This window comes from Pseudothauera rhizosphaerae (genome assembly GCF_004801305.1).
Classification (GTDB): Bacteria; Pseudomonadota; Gammaproteobacteria; order Burkholderiales; family Rhodocyclaceae; genus Pseudothauera; species Pseudothauera rhizosphaerae.
The window spans coordinates 79,771-100,300 of record NZ_SSOD01000004.1; the positions used below are offsets into that span (position 1 = coordinate 79,771).

Consider the following 20,530-nt stretch of genomic DNA (forward strand, 5'->3'; position numbering starts at 1 on the left):
GCGCTGCTTGAGGCTCGGTGGCCCGACCCGCATATGATATATTTTTTGCCCTGACCTGAGAACGATGCGCCGTTTCGGCGCGCCAGCCAAGACACCATTCATGCGCCTTTCGCACCTTACGGCATCACTTGCCGCGCTCGGCCTGTTGGCCGGCTGCTCCTTCGGGACCGTCACCGATCATATCAGTCCGTACCGCATCGACGTGCGCCAAGGCAATTACGTGGACCAGGAAATGGTCTCCCAGTTGCGTCGCGGCATGACGCGCGACCAGGTGCGCTTCGTGCTGGGCACGCCGCTGGTGGTGGACATGTTCCGCAACGACCGCTGGGATTACGTCTATCGCTACGCGCCGGGGCGCGGCGGTGCGGAGGAAGCCCAGCAGCGCGTGCTGTCGGTGTTCTTCGCCGGTGACACGCTGGACCGCGTGGAAGGCGACATCCAGGCCGGCGACCCGCAGATCGCGGTCGAGGCGGGGCAGGGCGAGCGCAGCCGGGTCATCGAGATCGAGGCGCCGGCCAAGAAATGAGGCGTCCGTCCAACCTGCGGGCGCCGGCGCATGCCGAGGAAGACTGATGACGCAAGTACGTATTGCCATTGCCGGGGCGTCCGGGCGCATGGGCCGGATGCTGATCGAAGCGGTGCTGAAGGACGGGGAGGCGCAGCTTGCCGCCGCCTTCGACCGTCCCGGCACGCCCTTCGTCGGCCGCGACGCCGGTGAGATGGCGGGCGTCGCCAGCGGGGTTGCGATCGGCGACGACCCGCGCGCGGCCATCGCCGCCGCCGACTGCCTGATCGACTTCACCCGCCCCGAGGGCACGCTGATCCACCTGGCGCTGGCGCGCGAACTGGGCAAGGCCATGGTGATCGGCACCACCGGCTTCGACGCCGCCGGCAAGGCGGCCATCGCCGAGGCCGCGCGGGACATTCCGGTGGTGTTCGCGCCCAACATGGCGGTGGGCGTCAATGCGATGTTCAAGCTGCTCGAACAGGCCGCGCGCATCCTCAACGAAGGCTACGACGTGGAGGTCATCGAGGCCCACCACCGCTTCAAGGTGGATGCGCCCTCCGGCACCGCGCTGCGCATGGGCGAGGTGATCGCGCGCGAACTCGGGCGCGACCTGGAAGCCTGCGCCATCTACGGGCGCGAAGGCGTCACCGGCGAGCGCAAGGCCGAGACCATCGGCTTTTCCACGATCCGCGGCGGCGACGTGGTCGGGGACCACACCGTGCTGTTCGCCGGCATCGGCGAGCGCATCGAAATCACCCACAAGTCCGGCAGCCGCATGCCCTACGCGCTCGGCTCGCTGCGCGCCGCGCGCTTCCTCGCCGGGCGCAGGTCCGGACTGTTCGACATGCAGGACGTGCTCGGCCTGCGCTAGCCGATGACGGAGCCGCCGGCCGCCACGGCGGCCCTGCCCGAGGACCCGGCCGCGTTCAGGGCGCTGGCCGAAGCGCTCGCGGCCGAGCGCGATCGGGCGCTGGCGGAACTGGCCGAGGCGCGCGAACGCCTCGACCTGGCCATGCACCACACCGGCAGCGGGCTGTGGGACTGGGAACTGGCCAGCAATGCGCTGCATCTGGATGCCCACTGGCGCGCGCTGTTCGGCTACGCCGAGGACGAGATCGGCGCCAGCTTCGACGACTGGATGCCGTTCCTCCACCCGGTCGACCTCAGTACCGTCCAGGCCCTGCTGCGCGGCCATCTGCGCGGCGATCTGCCCTCCTTCCAGTGCGAGTTCCGCGTGCGCGCCCGCGACGGCGAGTGGAAGTGGGTGCAGGTGCACGGCCGCGCCGCCGTGCGCGGCGCCGATGGCCGCTGGCAGCGCGTCGCCGGGGTGTGGCGGGACGTCTCCGACGGCAAGCGCAAGGAACTCGAACTGCTGCAGGCCAAGGAGGCGGCGGAGGCGGCCAATCGTGCCAAGGGCGATTTCCTCGCCAACATGAGCCACGAGATACGCACGCCGATGAACGGCATCCTCGGCATGACCGACCTGCTGCTCGACTCGGACCTGGACGCCGAGCAGCGCGACTACCTGCAGACGGTCAAGTCCTCGGCCGAGGCGCTGCTCACCATCATCAACGACGTCCTCGACTTCTCCAAGATCGAGGCCGGCAAGCTCGCCCTGGAACGCATCGACTTCGCGCCCGAGGCCCTGCTCGCCGAGACCGTGCGCGCGCTGGCGCTGAACGCCCACCGCAAGGGCCTGGAGTTGTACTTCCATGTGGCCGGTGACGTGCCCGCCGTGGTGCGCGGCGACCCCGGGCGAATCCGCCAGGTGCTGCTGAACCTCGTCGGCAATGCGATCAAGTTCACCGAAGCCGGCGAAATCGAGGTCGCCCTGTCGCTCGCCGAGCGCAGCGGGGCTTCGGTGTGCCTGCGGGTCGCGGTGCGCGACACCGGCATCGGCATCCCGCGCGACAAGCAGGAAGACATCTTCGCCGCCTTTTCCCAGGCCGACAGCTCGACCACGCGCAAGTACGGCGGCACCGGCCTGGGGCTGGCCATCTGTCGCCGTCTGGTGGAACTGATGAACGGCCAATTGGAGGTTTCCAGCCGGGAAGGCTACGGCAGCACCTTCAGCTTCACCGCGCGCCTGGACGCCGTGGCCGAGGCCGTTGCGCCCGAGGTGCCCGACCTGCGCGGCGCACGGGTGCTGGTGGCGGCGGTGAACGGCGCCTTTCGCCGCCATCTCGTCGAACGCCTGGGCCGCTGCGGCCTGCGCGCGCTGGAGGCGGCCGACGGCCAGGCGGCGCTCGCCGCGCTCGCCGCGGTGCGGGACGGCAGCGATCCGGTGGACTTCGTGCTGATGGACGCCGCCATGCCTGCGCCGGGCGGTTTCGCGCTCGCCGCCCAGTACCGCACGGACACCGAGTGGCTGGACCGCATCGTGCTGATGCTCGACAGCCACAACCTGCGCCGGGACCAGCAGCGTTGCCGCGAGCTGGGTCTGAATACCCGTCTGTCCAAGCCTTTTGCCTGGGCGGACCTGCTGGACGCGCTGCGGGTCGCCCGTGCCGGCAACGCCGCTGAGGATACGCTGGCCTTTCTCGCCTTCGATCCCCAGGCGAGCCTCACCGGCACCGCGCTCGAAGAGGCGGAGCCGTCCGAGGCGCTCGCCGTGCTGCTGGTGGAGGACAACCCCATCAATCAGACCGTGGCCTCGCGCATGCTGGAGCGTGCCGGCCACCACGTCACCGTCGCCGGCAACGGCGAGGAAGCGCTGGACGCGCTCGACCTCGGCCAGTTCGACGTGGTGCTGATGGACGTGCAGATGCCGGTGATGGGCGGTATCGAGGCCACCCAGGCCATCCGCGCCCGCGAGGCGCGGCGCAGTTGGGCGATGTCGGGGCGCTGGCAGTCGATTCCCATCATCGCCATGACCGCCCATGCCATGGAAGGCGACCGCGAGCGCTGCCTGGAGGCCGGCATGGACGACTACGTATCCAAGCCGGTGCGCCCGGACGAGCTTTTCGCCGCCATGCGGCGGGCCTGCGCGCGGCGCGACGCGATGGTGGCCGTGCTGGACGACAACGCCGCCGACGCCAGCCTGCTGGAGCCCGCCGACGCCGCCCCGCCCAGGGACGACGCGGTGGCGGACCTGGCCCATACCTACGAACTGCTGGGCGGCGACGACGAGGCGGTGGCGCAGTTGCTCCAGCTCTTCTTCCGCGACCTGGGCGGCAACCTGGACGCGCTGCGCCGCGCCGGCGAGGAGGGGGACACGGGCCGCCTGTGCGAACTGGCCCACGCGCTCAAGGGCTCGGTGGGCATCTTCGGCGCGGTGCGCGCCGAGAAGGCGGCGCGCCGGGTCGAGGAACTGGCCCGTGCCCAGGACCTGCCGGCGTGCGCCGAGTCGGTCACCGCGCTGATCCGCGAACTGAACCTGCTTGCCAACAACCTGCGCCAGCATCTGCGGCACAACTGACCGCAAATCGGGCGCCGCAGCGCCGGGGATCGCTGTCGCCAAGTGCCGCCGCCCGTGGTTTCAGCCTGCCGGTGTTGCGGGATGGTTCGCGTTGAGGGAAGATTAATAATGGTTCTCATTAATATTTCCACCCGCACGAAGCAGTCGGCGTGCGGCTCGGTGACCGGCCCGTGAACGCTTCCGATTATCCGTTTCCCCCTTCCGTCGAAATCCTCTACTGCGACCACCACGACTGGCTGCACGGCTGGCTGCGCCGCCGCCTGGGCAACGCCGCCGATGCGTCCGATCTGGCACACGACGCCTTCCTGCGCCTGATCCTCAAACCGGCCTCGCGCGGATTCGACAGCTTCGGCGAAGCGCGCGCCTATTTGCGCGCCATGGCGCAGGGCATGTGCATCAACCTGTGGCACCGGCGCGAAATCGAGCAGGCATGGCTCGATACCCTGGCTGCCCGTCCGGAGGAATACGCACCGTCCGCCGAGCATCAGGCCATCGTGCTCGAAGCCCTGCACGAAATCGGCGCCATGCTGCTCGATCTGCCGCCCAAGGCGGCCCGGGCTTTCCTGATGGCCGCCGCCTGCCAGATGACCGACAAGGAAGTCGCCGAGGAACTCGGCGTGTCCACCCGCATGGTGCGCAAGTACGTGGCCCAGGCCATGCTGTGCTGCCTGCGTTCGCAGGCCCGGCAGACGCTGGATGATCTGTCGGCCGGTGGCCGCGCCTGAACGGGATGATTTCCGGCTCCGCCATTCCCGATACCGCCCAATCCGACCCCCCGCACGAGGCGATGGAGGCGGCGGCCGAATGGTACGCCCTGCTGCGTTCCGGCGAAGCCACCGGCGGCGACCAGGCCCGCTGGCAGTCCTGGCTGGCCGCCAGTCCCGACCACCGTCGTGCCTGGGGCTACGTCGAGACCGTATCCCGCAGCTTCGCGCCCTTGCAGGCCACCCCCGACCCCCGGCGCACCGCCGACAACCTGTGGGCCGCCAACGGCCGCGTCATCCGGCGCCGCCGGGCGTTCGCCGGCATCGCCGTGCTCGCCGGCTCCGGCCTGCTCGGCTGGGCCGGCTGGCGCCATGCCGCGCTGCCGGGCGTGGTGCTCGCCGGTCTGGCCGACCACCGCACCGGCACCGGCGAACTGCGCGAAATCGTGCTGGCCGACGGCACCCGCGTCTGGCTCGGTGCCGTCACCGCCATCAACGAAGACTACCGGGCCGGCCTGCGCCGTCTGAAGGTAGTGGCGGGTGAAATCCTCATCGATACCGCTCCCGATCCGGCCCGGCCCTTCGTCGTCGATACACCGCACGGCCGCCTGCGCGCGCTGGGCACCCGCTTCACGGTGCGCCTCGAAGACGGCGGCAGCACTTTCCTCGCCGTTTACCAGGGCGCTGTCGAAGTCCAGACCGGTGCCGGAGATGCCGCCATCGTTTCGGCGGGGCGGCAGCTTCGCTTTGCCGCCACGCTGGGCAGCCAGGAAACCGCCGATGCGGCGCGCGAAGCCTGGTCGCGGGGCGTACTGGTCGCGCGGGACATTCCGTTGGAACAGGTCGTGAAGGAACTGCGCCCCTACCGCACCGGCCACCTGGGCGTGGCGCCCGAAGTCGCCGGCCTGCGCGTTTTCGGCAGCTTTCCGCTGCGCAATACCGACGAAACCCTGGCCATGCTCGAATCCGCCCTGCCCATCCGCATCCAGCGCACGCTGCCGTGGTGGGTCAGCATCGAGGCGAAGGGCGAGGCGGCATCGCGGTAGCCGATATCACCGGCTGTCGGCTCCGCGGCATTGTTGTCGGCCGTTCCGGCGAACAACCTTCCGCGCCCCACGATTGAAAAATGCTGCGGCCGGTTCCGCTTTTCCCCCGCTCGATTGATTTACCGGGTGGAAGAGCAACACATCCGACGATCAACCAGCCACCCACGCGACACCTCGTGGTGTTCGTTCCCCATGGCCGCAAGCGGGTTTGCCCAGCACAGACCCGCTTGCGGCCATGTCCAGGCAGCCCGTTCGAATCCGGTGATGGCGACGCTCACAACGTCAATCCAGCCAAGGACCAGCCCATGAGCCGTACCGGTTCGACCCGACTCGCGCGCCAGCCGGCGCGCACCCACACGTTTGCCCGCCACCCGCTTGCGCTGGCCCTGCAACTCGCGCTGACCGGCGGCCTGCTCGCCACCCTTGCCTGGCCCGCCGAGGCGCGGGCGCAAGGCACGGCCACCGAACAGGCCGTCGCACGCCGTTACGATATTCCGGCCGGCCCCCTCAGTGCCGTGCTGACCCAGTTCGCCACCGAGGCCGGCATCTTCCTCGCCGGTGCCAGCGAACTCGCCCAAGGCAGGCAAAGCTCCGGCGTGCACGGCACCTACGACGTGCAGGGCGCGCTGGATGCCCTGCTCGCCGGAACCGGCCTGGAAGCCTTCCGGCAGACGGACGGAAAGTACGGGCTGCGGCCGGCACCAGTGATCGATAAGCGCGGCGAGGCCGTGCTGGCACCGGTGGCAGTGACGGCGGAGCGCGTCCGGGATGCCGTATCGGAAGGTTCCGGTTCCTATGCCGCGCGCGCCGCCTCCATCGCCAAGGGCAACCAGCGGCTCAAGGACATTCCGCAGTCCGTGTCCGTGATGACGCGGCAGCGGATCGATGACCAGAATCTCGCGACGGTGAATGAAGTGTTGCTGGAGGCGACGGGGATCGCCTCGGTGCAAACAGGGAATCCGCAAGGTGAAGGGCGCAGCAGCACCTATTTTTCCCGGGGCTACCAGATCGAGAACTACATGATCAATGGTGCTCCTGTGAATACAGGACGGGGGGAATACGGTGACAGCATTGCCAACGGCAGTTCGGGTATTTACGACCGAGTAGAAATACTGCGCGGTGCGGCGGGCCTGCTGGTCGGCAACGGTCAGCCGGGCGCGGTCATCAACCTGGAGCGCAAACGCCCCTTGGCGCAAGACCAGACGGGATTGCTGTTCAGCGTGGCTTCCTGGGACAAATACCGTGTGGAGGGGGACGTCAGCCGCGTGCTGAACGAAAGCGGCAGCGTGCGCGGACGGTTGGTGGCTTCCTACGAGGACAGTGACCGTTTCTGGAAGCTGACCAACTCCAAGAGCCCGCTTCTGTACGGGGTGCTGGATATCGATTTGGGCAGCAGGACCACGCTGTCGATCGGCGGCCTGTACGAGAAATACAAGGAAACCGGGCGCTGGGCGACCATACTGCAGGGCGACAAGCCGCTGCCCAATTTTTCCCGTTCAGACAACCCGGCGGGGCGTGACTGGACGTACTACGACAAGGAAAGCAAGGAGTATTTCGCCACACTGGAACATCAGTTCAATGACGATTGGAAGGCCAGGGCCAATTTCACCCATCAGACATCCACGGTAGAGTTCAAGTCGCATACCATTTACGTGTCGGCCGGCACATGGCCCAACTACCAGTTGCGCCAGTCCAACGGTTTGCAGGTGCTTTATCGCCTGCCGAGCGACACCACCAACATCGCATTCGATGGCAACGTGGTCGGCAATTTCGAATTGTTCGGCCGGGCGCATGAACTGGTCGCCGGTGCCAACTGGTTCAATACAAAAAGCGAAAATTATACGAACTGGTTCTATCCATGGCAGGATCGGCATAACACTTTCATCGACGTGCGCGAAGGTCTGAACGACAGCGATTATCTGCCCGATCCAGCCATTCCCGACACAGTCCGCCGCGGCGATAAAGTCGATAGTTCCCGGTATGGCGCCTATTCCACCCTGCGTCTGAGTCTGGCCGATCCATTGAAGTTGATCCTGGGGGCAAGGCTGAGTTATTACGATCACGAAGTCAGGAACTGGCAAACCGGCGTATTGACGCAGGATCGCCACGTCGATGCCGAACTGACGCCTTTTGCCGGCATTGTTTATGAGTTGACCGATCAATGGTCGGCCTATGGCAGTTATGCCGATATCTTCAATCCGCAATTTGGCCAATACACGGCTTCCGGCGGCAGCCTGGACCCGGTGATCGGCGCCAACTACGAACTGGGCATCAAGGGCGAACTCTACGGCGGCGCCCTCAACCTGTCGGCGGCACTGTTCCGCATCGATGAAACCGGGCGCGCGCAGGTCGATCCACGCTGGCCGGATGCCAACGTCGAACCTTGCCCGGGCAATCCGACTGGCGGCGTGTGCCACTACAACGGCGGAGAACGGCGCAGCGAGGGGGTGGAAGTCGAGGTCAATGGCGAACTGCTGCCGGGCTGGCAAGCGGGTATTGGCTATACCTACAACACGACCAAGGTGGTCAAGGACAGAAACAATTTCGACCTGCCCACCAATGCCCAAGGAAAACCCTACAGCCAGCAAACACCCAGGCATTTGCTCAGAGCCTGGAGCACTTATCGCTTTTCCGGAGACTGGGCCAGATTGCGCGTGGGTGGCGGCGTTTCCGCCCAGAGCGAGACCGCGGACAACTGGAATTATCGCACCGAACCCGGGCGTTCCGTCTGGAGCCTGTTTGGCGCGTATGAAATCGACAGAATCTGGTCCGTGGCCGCCAATATCAACAATGTCTTCGACAAGGAATATTACCTGACGGGCAGTGCGGGAATCGGTCGCTGGGGTGAACCGCGCAGCATCAGCGTCAGCCTGCGCGGCAAGTTCTGAACTGCCATTGCCCGGACAGGACCGGCCGCATCGCCCCGATGAAAAACGGGTCGGCCGGCATTCCCGGAGTATTCGAACAGGGCTTCGGGAACGCGCAATGGATAGTTGGCCATGTCGATCCTCCTTTGCCGGAGACAGAATATGTCGTTGATAAGACTCGCCTGGCGTGAGCAAGGTCGGGCGGAAGCGTTTCGCCGCGCTGGCGAAATCCGCCGTGTCGTGCAATACCGCGAACGAAGCGCCCCCCCGGCTGCGGGTGGCGGAAACCCGTACGTTGGTGTCGAGAGCGATCCGTTTCATATCGAATACGGTCTTGCTCGAGGTGAGGGGCATCGAGCCTTCCGGGAAAAGAGGCGGTCATGAAGGAGCATTTCCGCCAGAGCATGGCCTGGCTGCACACCTGGGCCGGACTGGTCGCCGGCTGGGTGTTGTTCTTCGTTTTCGTGACCGGTTCGGCGGCCTACTTCCACATGGAAATCACGCGCTGGATGCAGCCGGAGATGCCGTTGCGCTCCCAAGCGCAACACCCTCCGGCCGCCACGATGGTCAAGACGGCCGTCGATTTCCTTGCCCGGCAGCCCGACGCGGCCCGCGCCTGGACCATCACCCTGCCGGCGAACGGAGAGCGGATCGGATGCGGTACGTCGTGCGGCGGCCTGTTGCGGGGCTATCCCTCGGACCTGAAGGTTTCCTGGGCGGACCGGAAGGAATGGCTGCACGGCGTCACCGGCCGCCTCTTGCCGCTGCCGCCGGTATCGCGCGCCACGGAAGGCGGCGATACCTTTCTTCACATGCATTACATGCTGCACTACGTGAACCAGGGCGAACTCATCGTCGCCCTTTGCACCATGCTGGCGTTGCTGGCCGTGATTACCGGCGTGATCGTGCACAAGAAGATCTTCAAGGATTTCTTCACCTTCCGTGCCGGCAAAGGCCAGCGCTCGTGGCTGGACGCGCACAACCTGACCGGGGTGATGGCCCTGCCGTTCTTCGTGATGGTTCTGTACAGCGGGCTGCTTCTGCAGGGCTACATGCCCAAGCCGCTGCTATCCCCACCCAAAGCGGAAAAGGCGGCAGCGCCCGAAGTGCTTGCGCCACCCCGGACGGTCGATCTGGCCGCCATACCGGCCACGCGCATCGTCGAGCAGGCGGAAAGCCGGCTGGGGCAGGGCGAGATTGGCAAGGTCGCCTTCAAACAGTCGGGTGGTGAAGTGCCGAGCGTCGTGGTCTCGCGGCACTGGGGCGTCGAGAACCCCTTCTCCAAGGAAGAGGCCCTTGCCAAGCGCCGGGCGGGGGAACTGCACTTCAATGCCGAGACGGGGGAGCTGTTGCCGAATGTTCTGGATGCGGCTCCTGCATGGGAAGGTCGCTGGTGGTTGGTGGCGGCACATTATGGTTGGTTCGCCAGTGCGCCTTTGCGCTGGCTGTATTTCCTCTCCGGCCTGCTCGGGTGCGCGATGATCGCCACCGGCATGGTGCTGTGGGCGGTCAAGCGCCGCGCCCGGCACGAGAAGGAAGGCAGCGTGCCGCCCTTCGGCCTGCGGCTGGTGGAGCGCTTGAACGTCGGTGTGCTAGTCGGCCTGCCGGTGGGCGTGGCGGCTTACTTCTGGGCCAACCGCCTGCTGCCGGTGACGATGTTCGAACGCGCCGACTGGGAGGTCCATGCGCTGTTCCTGACCTGGGCCTGGGTGTTGCTCTACGCGATGCTGCGTCCGACCGGAAAGGCGTGGACGGAAACCCTGTGGCTGGCAACGGCGGCCTTCGGGCTGATTCCGCTGCTCAACTGGCTGACCACCGACAAGCACCTGGGCGTGACGATCCCGCATGGCGATTGGGTGCTGGCGGGCGTCGATCTGACGATGCTGGCGCTGGCGGCGCTGTTCGGGGCGGTGGCGTGGAAACTGGGACGCAAATGGTCAACGCAGACCGGATCGAAAGCGTTCGCGCTTCAGGAGGCGAGCGCATGACGCTGCCCTTGCTCGACCATTCGGGTGCCCCTGTCCGCTACCGTCTGAGCGTGGCCTCGCGGGTACTGGCGGCGATCGTGGGCGGCTACGCGCTGGCCGCCGCGATCCAGTTGCTGCTGACGCTGGTTTCGCCGGTGGAGCCGGCCGCTATGGGCGCCAATCTGGTGATCTTCGCCATCCATGCGGCCATCCTGCTGTGGGTCTTCCATACCCGCAGCGCGACCCGCGCCTGGGTCTGGCCGATCGGCTGGACGGCGGTGGTGTATGGCGTGTGCTGGCTGCTGCTCCGGCTAGGCGGTGCCGCATGATGCCGATCCTCCCTTTCTGGTGGGATGCGCTTGGGCTGCTCCTTTGCCTGGGCGGTCTCGCGCTACTGGCGCTGGCGAGCGAACGGGAAGGCAAGGTGCTGCTGCACCGGCCAGCGACGGCGCGCGAGCGTTTTGTTTTCCGCCTGTCCGGCTGGCCCTTGCTGGTGGCCTCGCTGGCGCTGGCCGTGCAGGGCTGGTGCGGCAACTTCGGGCCTTTTCTGTGGTTCGGCTGGCTGACGGTGGCGGCGCTGGCGGTAGCGTTCTCCATTGCCTACTGGCCATGGCGCTCACAGCGCAAACCCCTTGGCGCCGGGCGAGCGGCTCCGCCGGTGCCGGCCGGGCCATCGACGGGCACGGTTGGGGCCCGGCATGTCGTGCTGGTATTCGGCCTGATCGTGCTGCCGGCTGGTTTCGGCTGGGCTTTGTGGCAGGCGCCGGTGCATCCGCTGCTGCGCGCCGATGCGGTACGGGGGCAGGTGGGACCGTGGTCCTTCACGCTGGTGGAGGAAGAACAGAAAGCGCCCGAGACGACGCCCAGCGGCGTGCCGGTGAAACATCTGATGCTGCGCTTCTGCGATGCCTGCGACGCGGAAATCCGTACCGCCTATCTGAAACTGCGCCCGCCGCGCCCGCCGTTGGCCCTCGGGACGCGCTTGGTCGGCGAACGCTGGGAGCGCGAGGCGACGCTGGCGATTCCACCGGGCCTCCAACCCCGGGATCGGCTTTGGCTGACGGTGGTCGGCAAGGATGGCCAGGTTAACCAGACCGCGCTGGACGTGGCACGGGTTTCGCCGGCCGCCGCGCGCTTCATCGGGGAGAAGACGCCATGAGACGTTCTTGCGTGTTTGCCGCCGCCTGGCTGCTCGCCCTGCCGGCGATGGCGCACAAACCGGACCAGTCGAACGTCCCGGTATGCCGTTGCTGGAACGAAGGCGCGGAGGTGAGTTGCCAAGCCGGCCGGGCCATGGCCGGCACCTGGGGCCATGTCCGCATCGAAGTGCGCGCCTACGACGGAACGCTCGTGCATACGACCAAAGCCGATGCCAGCGGAAAGGCGCGCTTCCGTCGCCCCGAGGGCGAGTTCTACCTGCTGGTGGGCGACAAGCCGGGAGAGGCGGTGGAAGTGGATTGGCGCGATGTGGACGCCGCACCGTCCCGAGCGGCGCTCGCCTCGACGGCGCCATGAGCGTCGAGGTCGAGCAGCGGTGAGCCGGCCCAAGGGACGTTCCGCCGGACGCTGGGGTATCGCCATCGGCGTGACCGGCCTTTTCGCGCTGGCGCTGTGGTGGGCTTTCTTCCGCACCGTGGAAACCATCGAAACCGTACCGGTGCGCCGGGCGGACATCGAGAACGCGGTGACGGCGCTCGGCGTGCTGCAGCCGCAGCGCTACGTGGATGTGGGCGCCCAGGTCTCCGGCCAGATCGAGCGCATCGCCGTGAAGCCGGGCGATCCGGTGAAACAGGGCGATCTGCTGGTGGAGATCGACCCTGCCCTGCAGCAGGCGACGGTGCGGACCAACCGCGCCACGCTGGCGAGCCTGCGCGCGCAACTGGCCGAGCAGGAGGCCCAGCGCGACTTCGCCTCGCAGCAGGCCGAGCGCCAGCAGCGGCTGCTGGCCGAGGATGCCACCACGCGAGAAGAGGTGTTGAGTGCGCTCACCGCGCTGCGCGTCACCGAAGCCCGCATCGCCAGTCTGGGCGCACAGATCGAAGGGGCGCAATCGACCCTGGAGGGCAACGAAGCCCTGCTCGGCTACACCCGTATCTACGCGCCGATGGACGGCACCGTCGTCACGCTGGATGCCCGCGAGGGGCAGACGCTGAACGCGACCTACCAGACGCCCAACCTGCTGCGCATTGCCGATCTGTCGCGGATGACGGTATGGACGGAAGTCTCCGAAGCCGACGTGGGCCGCATCCGTCCCGGCATGCCGGCCTATTTCACCACGCTGGGCCTGCAGGACGAGCGCGGCGAACCGCGCCGCTGGCAGGGCACGCTGCGCCAGGTACTGCCCGCACCGCCGGCCCAGGGAGGAACAAGCAACGCTCAGAACACCGTTCCGGCCGGCAAGGTGGTGCTCTACACCGCGCTGTTCGACGTGGATAACGCCGACGGCGCGCTGATGCCGCAGATGAGTGCGCAGGTCTTTTTCGTACAGGCCAGCGCAAGGAATGTGCTGGCTGCGCCCCTGGCGGCACTCCAGCCGGTGGCCGGGCAGGCCGACCTTTTTACCACCGGGATTCTGGCGGACGGCGACGTTCTGGAGCGCCGGGTCAGGATCGGGGTGCGCGACCGCCTGTACGGGGAAATCCTGGACGGACTTGCCGAAGGCGAGGTGCTGGTGACGGGCATCCAGCGCACCCGGGCCTCGCGGAGATTGCGATGGTAGCGGCGGCAGCGGAATCGGAACCCCCGCCGCTGATCGAACTCGCCGACATCCGCAAGTCCTACGGCGGGGAGGGCGGCGAGGCGAGCGTGGAAATCCTGCACGGCATCTCGCTGACCATCCGGGTCGGGGAGTTCGTCGCGCTGGTGGGCGCGTCCGGCTCGGGCAAGTCGACGCTGATGCACATCCTCGGCTGCCTGGACAAGCCGACCTCGGGCCGCTACCGCTTCGCCGGGCGGGACATCGCCGGGTTCGATGCCGACGAACTCGCCTGGCTGCGCCGGGAAGCCTTTGGCTTCGTGTTCCAGGGCTACCACCTGATCCGCACGCTCGATGCGCTGCACAACGTGCAGGTGCCGGCGGTCTATGCCGGCATGTCCGCCGCCGAGCGCGAGGCGAGGGCAGCAGTCCTGCTCGAACGCCTGGGCCTGGCCGGACGCGCCGGCCATCGGCCCAATCAACTGTCCGGCGGACAGCAGCAGCGGGTGTCCATCGCCCGTGCGCTGATGAACGGCGGCCACGTGATCCTGGCCGACGAGCCGACCGGGGCGCTCGACAGCAAGAGCGGCACCGAGGTCATGGCCCTGCTGCGCGAACTGGCCGACGCCGGGCATACGGTGATCGTGATCACCCACGATCCGCAGGTGGCGGCACAGGCACGGCGCGTGGTGCGCATCAGCGACGGGCACCTCGTCGGCGATACGATGAACGAGGGGGCGAACGGGGCGGTGGAAGCGGCTGCCGTGCCGCCCTCTCTCGACAGTGCGCACTTCATGGAACGCATGGCGCTGGGTGTGGCCCATGGCGCCTCGTGGGTGGCCGATGCGCGCGAGGCGGTCGCCGGCGCGTGGCGCACCTTGTGGGTGAGCCGCTTTCGCACCGTGCTGACGCTGCTGGGCATCGTCATCGGCGTGGCCTCCGTGATCGTGCTGATGGCGGTCGGACAGGGGGCGAGCGAGCAGATGCTGGAGAAGATGGCTGCCTTCGGCAATACGCACCGCATGTCCATCCGCCCCGGCACGGATAGTGCGCGCGGCGTGCGCGGCTTGTTGAGCGTGGTGGACGTGCAACTGGTGCGCGACGTGCCCAACGTGGACATCGCCATGCCGTTTCTGACCGGCAGCGCGATGCTGCGAGCGGGCAACGTGGATGCCTTCACGCAACTGTGGTCCACGAGCCACGAGGGCATGCGGCTGTTCAACTGGAGTCTGGCCCGGGGCATCTTCTTTTCCGCAGCGGACGAGGCGCAACTGGCAACCGTGGCCGTGCTCGGCAAACAGGCGAGCGAACGCCTCTTCGCGGACACGGACCCCGTCGGCCAATACGTGCTGGTCGACAACGCGCCTTTCCGCGTGATCGGCCAATTGGCGGAAACCGGCGATGCCGATGGCGACAACCTGGTGGTCATCCCGTTCTCGACGGCGAGCCGGCGGGTGCTGGGGACGCCGTATCCGGGGCTGATCCAGGTGAAGGTGCACGACCCGGACCGGATCGGTCAGACAGTCGAAGACATCACGGCCGTGCTGGAAAAGGCGCACCGCGTGCGCGACTTCAACATTGCGAACAATCCGGCCAGAGCCCGTGCGCAGAACGAGGCCACCCGTCAGCAGAACCTGCTGCTGGCGCTGATCGCGGGCATCTCGCTGGTGGTGGGCGGCATCGGCGTGATGAACATCATGCTGATGGCGGTCAAGGAGCGCACCAGGGAAATCGGCATCCGCATGGCGACCGGTGCGCGCCAGCGCGACATCCAGCGCCAGTTTCTGACCGAGGCAGTAATGGTGTCGCTGGTCGGCGGCGCGGCCGGGGTGGCGGCCGGCCTGGCCGTCGGCGTGGCGCTGATCCTGTGGGACGTGCCGGTGATCTTCTCGATCCGGGCGATGCTGCTGGCCTTCGGCTGCGCGGTGGCGACCGGGCTGGTCTTCGGCTTCATGCCGGCCCGGCAGGCCGCGCGGCTCGATCCGGTGGTGGCTCTGGCGGGGGAGTAGGGCGGAAATGAAGCGCTCGGCGGCAGCGCGCTCAGGCATCCTGCGAGTGCTCGAAGCGTCCCCGTCGCCCCTGTCGGCGAAAGACTTGTGCCGCATCCGGATGGCAGGGGTATGTACGTGGGCAGCGGCACGGTCCATCGGATACTCGGCGAACTGGTGGCTGCCGGTCTGGCCATTGACGCGCATCGGACGGGTATCCCCGAACGGCCCTCGACATACGGCAGCCTTCGCCGTCCGCGTTGCCTAAGGCGCCGAAAAACAATACAATCTCAAGCATTTGAAGCGGGATTGGCCGAGCGGCTCGTCCCGTTTTTTCACATATGGGCCGAACGGCGCCCGGTCCTGCCCGCGCCCGGCCAGCCCCGGTTTCCGGTTTCAATCCAGGAGTATCTCGTGACTGCTTTCCCGCCCGCCCTTCTTGCGCTTGCCGACGGGACGGTCTTCCACGGCAAGGGTATCGGCGCGGCAGGCAGCACGGTCGGCGAGGTGGTGTTCAACACCGCCATGTCGGGCTATCAGGAAATCCTGACCGACCCCAGCTATTGCCGCCAGATCGTAACGCTGACCTACCCGCACATCGGCAACACCGGTGTGAACCCTGAAGACGTCGAGGCCGGCCACGTGCATTTCGCCGGCCTGGTGATCCGCGACCTGCCCATCCTGGCTTCCAACTTCCGCATGGAGCGCACCCTCGACGCCTACCTGAAGGCGGAGAACGTGGTCGCCATCGCGGGCATCGACACCCGCAAGCTCACCCGCGTGCTGCGGGAAAAGGGCGCCCAGGCGGGCTGCATCGTCACCGCCGCGGCGGGCGAGGCGCTCAACGCCGAGGCGGCGGTGGCCCAGGCGCGCGCCTTCCCGGGGCTGGCCGGCATGGACCTGGCCAAGGTGGTGAGCGCAACCGAAACCTACCCCTGGAGTCAGGGCGAATGGGTGCTGGGGCAGGGCTACACCGCGCCGGACCAGACCCGCTTCCACGTGGTGGCCTACGACTTCGGCGTCAAGTACAACATCCTGCGCATGCTCGCCAGCCGCGGCTGCCGCCTGACCGTGGTGCCGGCGCAGACCCCGGCGAAGGACGTGCTGGCCCTCAAGCCCGACGGGGTGTTCCTGTCCAACGGCCCCGGCGACCCGGAACCCTGCGACTACGCCATCGAGGCGATCCGCGAGATCCTCGCCGCCCGCGTGCCCACCTTCGGCATCTGTCTGGGCCACCAGTTGCTCGCGCTGGCTTCGGGGGCGAAGACGCTGAAGATGAAGTTCGGCCACCACGGCGCCAACCATCCGGTGAAGGACGTGGATACCGGCCAGGTGCTGATCACCAGCCAGAACCACGGCTTCGCGGTGGACCCGGCCGGCCTGCCGGCGAACCTGCGGGTCACCCACGTGTCCCTCTTCGACGGCTCCAACCAGGGCATCGCCCGCACCGACGTGCCGGCCTTCTCCTTCCAGGGCCACCCGGAAGCCAGCCCCGGCCCGCACGACGTGGCCTACCTCTTCGACCGCTTCATCAAGCTCATCGAAGCGGCCAGGTAAGACAGCATTCCGGCGGGCCGCGGCCCGCCGTCACCGAATCCGAGACAAGGCAATGCCCAAGCGTACAGACATCCAGTCCATCCTGATCATCGGCGCCGGCCCGATCATCATCGGCCAGGCCTGCGAGTTCGACTACTCCGGCGCCCAGGCCTGCAAGGCGCTGCGCGAGGAAGGCTACAAGGTCGTGCTGGTGAACTCCAACCCGGCGACCATCATGACCGACCCGGGCACCGCCGACGTGACCTACATCGAGCCCATCACCTGGCAGGTGGTGGAGCGCATCATCGAGAAGGAACGCCCGGACGCCATCCTGCCCACCATGGGCGGCCAGACCGCGCTCAACTGTGCGTTGGACCTGGCCCGCAACGGCGTGCTGGCGAAATACGGCGTGGAACTGATCGGCGCCTCGGAAGAAGCCATCGACAAGGCTGAGGACCGCCTCAAGTTCAAGGATGCGATGACCCGCATCGGCCTGGGTTCAGCGCGTTCCGGCATCGCCCACAGCATGGAAGAGGCCTTGCAGGTGCAGGGCGGCATCGGCTTTCCGGTGATCATCCGCCCCAGCTTCACGCTGGGTGGCACCGGCGGCGGCATCGCCTACAACATGGAAGAGTTCCACGAGATATGCAAGCGCGGCCTGGAGGCGAGCCCGACCAACGAACTGCTGATCGAGGAATCCCTGCTGGGTTGGAAGGAATACGAGATGGAAGTCGTGCGCGACCGCGCCGACAACTGCATCATCGTGTGTTCCATCGAGAACCTGGACCCCATGGGCGTGCATACCGGCGACTCCATCACCGTCGCCCCGGCCCAGACCCTGACCGACAAGGAATACCAGATCCTGCGCAACGCCTCCATCGCGGTGCTGCGCGAGATCGGCGTGGATACCGGCGGCTCCAACGTGCAGTTCGCCATCAACCCGAAGGACGGTCGCATGATCGTCATCGAGATGAACCCGCGGGTGTCGCGTTCTTCCGCCCTGGCGTCCAAGGCCACCGGCTTCCCCATCGCCAAGATCGCCGCCAAGCTGGCCGTGGGCTACACCCTGGACGAACTCAAGAACGACATCACCGGCGGCGCCACGCCGGCTTCCTTCGAGCCCTCCATCGACTACGTGGTCACCAAGGTGCCGCGTTTCGCCTTCGAGAAGTTCCCCCAGGCCAACGACCGCCTGACCACGCAGATGAAGTCCGTGGGCGAGGTCATGGCCATGGGCCGCAGCTTCCAGGAATCCTTCCAGAAGGCCCTGCGCGGCCTGGAAGTGGGTGCCTACGGCCTGGACGAGGTGGAAACCGACCGGGAGGACCTGGAACACGAACTGGTCAATCCCGGCGCCCAGCGCATCTGGTACGTGGGCCAGGCCTTCCGCGAGGGTTACACGCTGGAGCAGGTGTTCGGTTTCACCAAGATCGATCCCTGGTTCCTCGCCCAGATCGAAGACATCGTGCTGACCGAAAAGGCCCTCGTCGGCCGTTCCCTGAAGGCGCTGCAGGCGGCCGAACTGCGCGCCCTCAAGCAGAAGGGCTTCTCCGATCGCCGGCTGGCGAAGCTGCTCGGCGCCGACGAAACCGCCGTGCGCCTGCACCGCCACACCCTGGGCGTGCGCCCGGTATTCAAGCGCGTGGATACCTGCGCGGCCGAGTTCGCCACCTCCACCGCCTATTTGTATTCCTCCTACGAGGAAGAGTGCGAGGCGCGCCCCACCGACAAGAAGAAGATCATGGTGCTGGGCGGCGGCCCCAACCGCATCGGCCAGGGCATCGAGTTCGACTACTGCTGCGTGCATGCGGCGTTGGCCCTGCGCGAGGACGGGTACGAGACCATCATGGTCAACTGCAACCCGGAAACCGTATCCACCGACTACGACACCTCGGACCGCCTGTACTTCGAGCCCATCACGCTGGAAGACATCCTGGAGATCGTGCATATCGAGAAGCCGGTGGGCGTGATCGTGCAGTTCGGCGGCCAGACCCCGTTGAAGCGCGCCCAGGCCCTGCAGGACAACGGCGTGCCCATCATCGGCACCACGCCGGACATGATCGACGCGGCCGAGGACCGGGAACGCTTCCAGAAGCTGCTCACCGACCTGGGCCTGCGCCAGCCGCCCAACCGCACCGCGCGCACGCCGGAAGAGGCGGTGCGTCTGGCGGCCGAGATCGGCTACCCGCTGGTGGTGCGTCCGTCCTACGTGCTGGGCGGCCGGGCCATGGAAATCGTCCATGAGCAGAAGGACCTGGAGCGCTACATGCGCGAGGCGGTCAAGGTCTCCAACGAATCCCCGGTGCTGCTGGACCGCTTCCTCAACGACGCCACCGAGGTGGACGTGGATGCCCTGTCCGACGGCCAGCAGGTCATCATCGGCGGCATCATGGAGCACATCGAGCAGGCCGGCGTGCACTCGGGCGACTCCGCCTGCTCCCTGCCGCCCTACACGCTCTCCGCCGCGCTGCAGGACGAGCTGCGCCGCCAGACCGAGGCCATGGCCCGCGCGCTGAACGTGGTCGGCCTGATGAACGTGCAGTTCGCCATCCAGGGCGAAGGCGACAACGCGCTGGTGTACGTGCTGGAAGTCAATCCGCGCGCCTCGCGCACCGTGCCTTTCGTCTCCAAGGCCTGCTCGCTGCCGCTGGCCAAGGTGGCCGCGCGCTGCATGGCCGGCCAGAGCCTGGCCAGCCAGGGCGTCACCGGCGAGATCGTGCCGCCGTACTACGCGGTCAAGGAGGCGGTGTTCCCCTTCGTCAAATTCCCCGGCGTGGATACCATCCTGGGGCCGGAGATGAAGTCCACCGGCGAGGTCATGGGCGCGGGGCGCAGCTTCGCCGAAGCCTTCGTCAAGAGCCAGCTCGCCGCCGGCATCCGCCTGCCCCAGGCCGGCACCGTGTTCATCAGCGTCAAGCCCACCGACCGCCCGGCGGCGGTGGAGGTGGCGCGGGAACTCCACGAGCTGGGCTTCCGCCTGGTCGCGACGCGCGGCACCGGCGGCGCCATCGAGGCCGCCGGCATCCCGGTGGCGGTGGTGAACAAGGTCACCGAAGGCCGTCCGCACATCGTGGACATGATCAAGAACGAGGAAATCGCCCTGGTCATCAACACGGTGGAGGAAAAGCGCCAGGCCATCACCGACTCGCGCTCCATCCGCACCAGCGCGCTGGCCGCCAAGGTCACCGTATACACCACCATCGAGGGCGCCCGCGCCGCCTGCATGGGCATGCGCCACCTGGCCGGCCTCGAGGTGTATTCCCTGCAGTCCCTGCATGCCGAACTGAAGCAAAGCCGATGAGCAAGACACCCCTGACCGTTGCCGGCGCCGAAAAGCTGCGCGCCGAACTGCACCGCATGAAGACCGTGGAACGCCCCAACGTGATCGCCGCGATCGCCGAGGCGCGCTCCCACGGCGACCTCTCCGAGAACGCCGAGTACGAGGCGGCCAAGGACCGCCAGGGCTTCATCGAGGGCCGCATCATGGAGCTGGAAGCCAAGCTCGCCACCGCCCAGATCATCGACCCCAAGCTGCTCGACGCCGACGGCCGCTGCGTGTTCGGCGCCACGGTGGAGCTGGAGGACATGGAGTCCGGCCAGGGCGTGACCTACCAGATCGTCGGCGACGACGAGGCGGACATCAAGGACAACAAGATCTCCATCAGCTCGCCCATCGCGCGCGCGCTGATCGGCAAGTACGCCGGGGACATCGCCGAGGTGCAGGCCCCGGGCGGCGTGCGCGAGTACGAGATCGTGGACGTGCGCTACGTCTGACCCGGGCCGTTGCGGCGCGTGGGGGAA

At 67.3% G+C, this 20,530-nt stretch carries 15 protein-coding genes; all 15 read left to right on the top strand.

Features of this window, described 5'->3' with window-relative positions; all coding sequences use genetic code 11:
* The first annotated feature begins 100 nt into the window (after positions 1 to 100).
* The 15 genes from E6O51_RS06025 (at position 101) to greA (ending at position 20,503) form a co-directional block, all read left to right on the top strand.
* Positions 101 to 526 carry an outer membrane protein assembly factor BamE gene (locus E6O51_RS06025; protein ID WP_136384077.1) on the top strand — a complete coding sequence of 142 codons (426 nt, stop codon included), beginning with the start codon at positions 101 to 103 and terminating at the stop codon, positions 524 to 526.
* A gap of 46 nt (positions 527 to 572) precedes the next feature.
* Positions 573 to 1,379 carry a 4-hydroxy-tetrahydrodipicolinate reductase gene (dapB, locus tag E6O51_RS06030; RefSeq protein ID WP_136384078.1) on the top strand — a complete coding sequence of 269 codons (807 nt, stop codon included), beginning with the start codon at positions 573 to 575 and terminating at the stop codon, positions 1,377 to 1,379.
* A gap of 3 nt (positions 1,380 to 1,382) precedes the next feature.
* The gene (locus E6O51_RS06035) at positions 1,383 to 3,926 is read left to right on the top strand and encodes a response regulator (RefSeq protein ID WP_136384079.1); all 2,544 of its coding nucleotides are present in this window, start codon (positions 1,383 to 1,385) and stop codon (positions 3,924 to 3,926) included.
* Between the two features lie 170 nt (positions 3,927 to 4,096).
* Complete coding sequence (locus tag E6O51_RS06040) at positions 4,097 to 4,651, top strand: sigma-70 family RNA polymerase sigma factor (RefSeq protein WP_136384080.1); 555 nt, start codon at positions 4,097 to 4,099, stop codon at positions 4,649 to 4,651.
* A gap of 5 nt (positions 4,652 to 4,656) precedes the next feature.
* Entirely contained in the window at positions 4,657 to 5,676 is a 1,020-nt protein-coding gene (locus tag E6O51_RS06045; RefSeq protein ID WP_211091338.1) for a FecR domain-containing protein, read from the top strand.
* 305 nt (positions 5,677 to 5,981) lie between these two features.
* Entirely contained in the window at positions 5,982 to 8,564 is a 2,583-nt protein-coding gene (locus E6O51_RS06050) for a TonB-dependent siderophore receptor (RefSeq protein WP_168735198.1), read from the top strand.
* A gap of 359 nt (positions 8,565 to 8,923) precedes the next feature.
* A complete protein-coding gene (locus E6O51_RS06055) occupies positions 8,924 to 10,531 on the top strand; it encodes a PepSY-associated TM helix domain-containing protein (RefSeq protein WP_136384082.1) in 1,608 nt (535 codons plus the stop codon).
* On the top strand, positions 10,528 to 10,839 hold the full coding sequence (locus E6O51_RS06060) for an iron transporter (protein ID WP_136384083.1): 312 nt from the start codon (positions 10,528 to 10,530) through the stop codon (positions 10,837 to 10,839). The genes E6O51_RS06055 and E6O51_RS06060 overlap by 4 nt, the downstream gene beginning before the upstream one ends.
* Complete coding sequence (locus E6O51_RS06065) at positions 10,836 to 11,669, top strand: DUF3325 domain-containing protein (protein ID WP_136384084.1); 834 nt, start codon at positions 10,836 to 10,838, stop codon at positions 11,667 to 11,669. The genes E6O51_RS06060 and E6O51_RS06065 overlap by 4 nt, the downstream gene beginning before the upstream one ends.
* Positions 11,666 to 12,025 carry a hypothetical protein gene (locus E6O51_RS06070; RefSeq protein WP_136384085.1) on the top strand — a complete coding sequence of 120 codons (360 nt, stop codon included), beginning with the start codon at positions 11,666 to 11,668 and terminating at the stop codon, positions 12,023 to 12,025. The genes E6O51_RS06065 and E6O51_RS06070 overlap by 4 nt, the downstream gene beginning before the upstream one ends.
* Before the next feature lie 19 nt (positions 12,026 to 12,044).
* A complete protein-coding gene (locus E6O51_RS06075) occupies positions 12,045 to 13,229 on the top strand; it encodes an efflux RND transporter periplasmic adaptor subunit (RefSeq protein ID WP_230976710.1) in 1,185 nt (394 codons plus the stop codon).
* Positions 13,223 to 15,214: an ABC transporter permease gene (locus E6O51_RS06080; RefSeq protein WP_136384087.1), complete on the top strand. Its 1,992-nt coding sequence runs from the start codon at positions 13,223 to 13,225 to the stop codon at positions 15,212 to 15,214. Before E6O51_RS06075 ends, E6O51_RS06080 begins: the two co-directional genes overlap by 7 nt.
* 393 nt (positions 15,215 to 15,607) lie before the next feature.
* Positions 15,608 to 16,750, top strand: coding sequence for a glutamine-hydrolyzing carbamoyl-phosphate synthase small subunit (gene carA / locus E6O51_RS06085; RefSeq protein ID WP_136384088.1), 1,143 nt, complete (start codon positions 15,608 to 15,610; stop codon positions 16,748 to 16,750).
* A 52-nt stretch (positions 16,751 to 16,802) separates the two neighbouring features.
* Complete coding sequence (gene carB / locus E6O51_RS06090) at positions 16,803 to 20,030, top strand: carbamoyl-phosphate synthase large subunit (protein WP_136384089.1); 3,228 nt, start codon at positions 16,803 to 16,805, stop codon at positions 20,028 to 20,030.
* Positions 20,027 to 20,503: a transcription elongation factor GreA gene (greA, locus tag E6O51_RS06095; RefSeq protein WP_136384090.1), complete on the top strand. Its 477-nt coding sequence runs from the start codon at positions 20,027 to 20,029 to the stop codon at positions 20,501 to 20,503. Before carB ends, greA begins: the two co-directional genes overlap by 4 nt.
* Positions 20,504 to 20,530 lie beyond the last annotated feature (27 nt).

Excerpts from the sequence above, each read along its gene's own strand:
- E6O51_RS06025 (WP_136384077.1), top strand. The coding sequence starts at position 101 with ATGCGCCTTTCGCACCTTACGGCATCACTTGCCGCGCTCGGCCTGTTG.
- dapB (WP_136384078.1), top strand. The coding sequence starts at position 573 with ATGACGCAAGTACGTATTGCCATTGCCGGGGCGTCCGGGCGCATGGGC.
- E6O51_RS06035 (WP_136384079.1), top strand. The coding sequence starts at position 1,383 with ATGACGGAGCCGCCGGCCGCCACGGCGGCCCTGCCCGAGGACCCGGCC.
- E6O51_RS06045 (WP_211091338.1), top strand. The coding sequence starts at position 4,657 with ATGATTTCCGGCTCCGCCATTCCCGATACCGCCCAATCCGACCCCCCG.
- E6O51_RS06050 (WP_168735198.1), top strand. The coding sequence starts at position 5,982 with ATGAGCCGTACCGGTTCGACCCGACTCGCGCGCCAGCCGGCGCGCACC.
- E6O51_RS06055 (WP_136384082.1), top strand. The coding sequence starts at position 8,924 with ATGAAGGAGCATTTCCGCCAGAGCATGGCCTGGCTGCACACCTGGGCC.
- E6O51_RS06060 (WP_136384083.1), top strand. The coding sequence starts at position 10,528 with ATGACGCTGCCCTTGCTCGACCATTCGGGTGCCCCTGTCCGCTACCGT.
- E6O51_RS06065 (WP_136384084.1), top strand. The coding sequence starts at position 10,836 with ATGATGCCGATCCTCCCTTTCTGGTGGGATGCGCTTGGGCTGCTCCTT.
- E6O51_RS06070 (WP_136384085.1), top strand. The coding sequence starts at position 11,666 with ATGAGACGTTCTTGCGTGTTTGCCGCCGCCTGGCTGCTCGCCCTGCCG.
- E6O51_RS06080 (WP_136384087.1), top strand. The coding sequence starts at position 13,223 with ATGGTAGCGGCGGCAGCGGAATCGGAACCCCCGCCGCTGATCGAACTC.
- carB (WP_136384089.1), top strand. The coding sequence starts at position 16,803 with ATGCCCAAGCGTACAGACATCCAGTCCATCCTGATCATCGGCGCCGGC.
- greA (WP_136384090.1), top strand. The coding sequence starts at position 20,027 with ATGAGCAAGACACCCCTGACCGTTGCCGGCGCCGAAAAGCTGCGCGCC.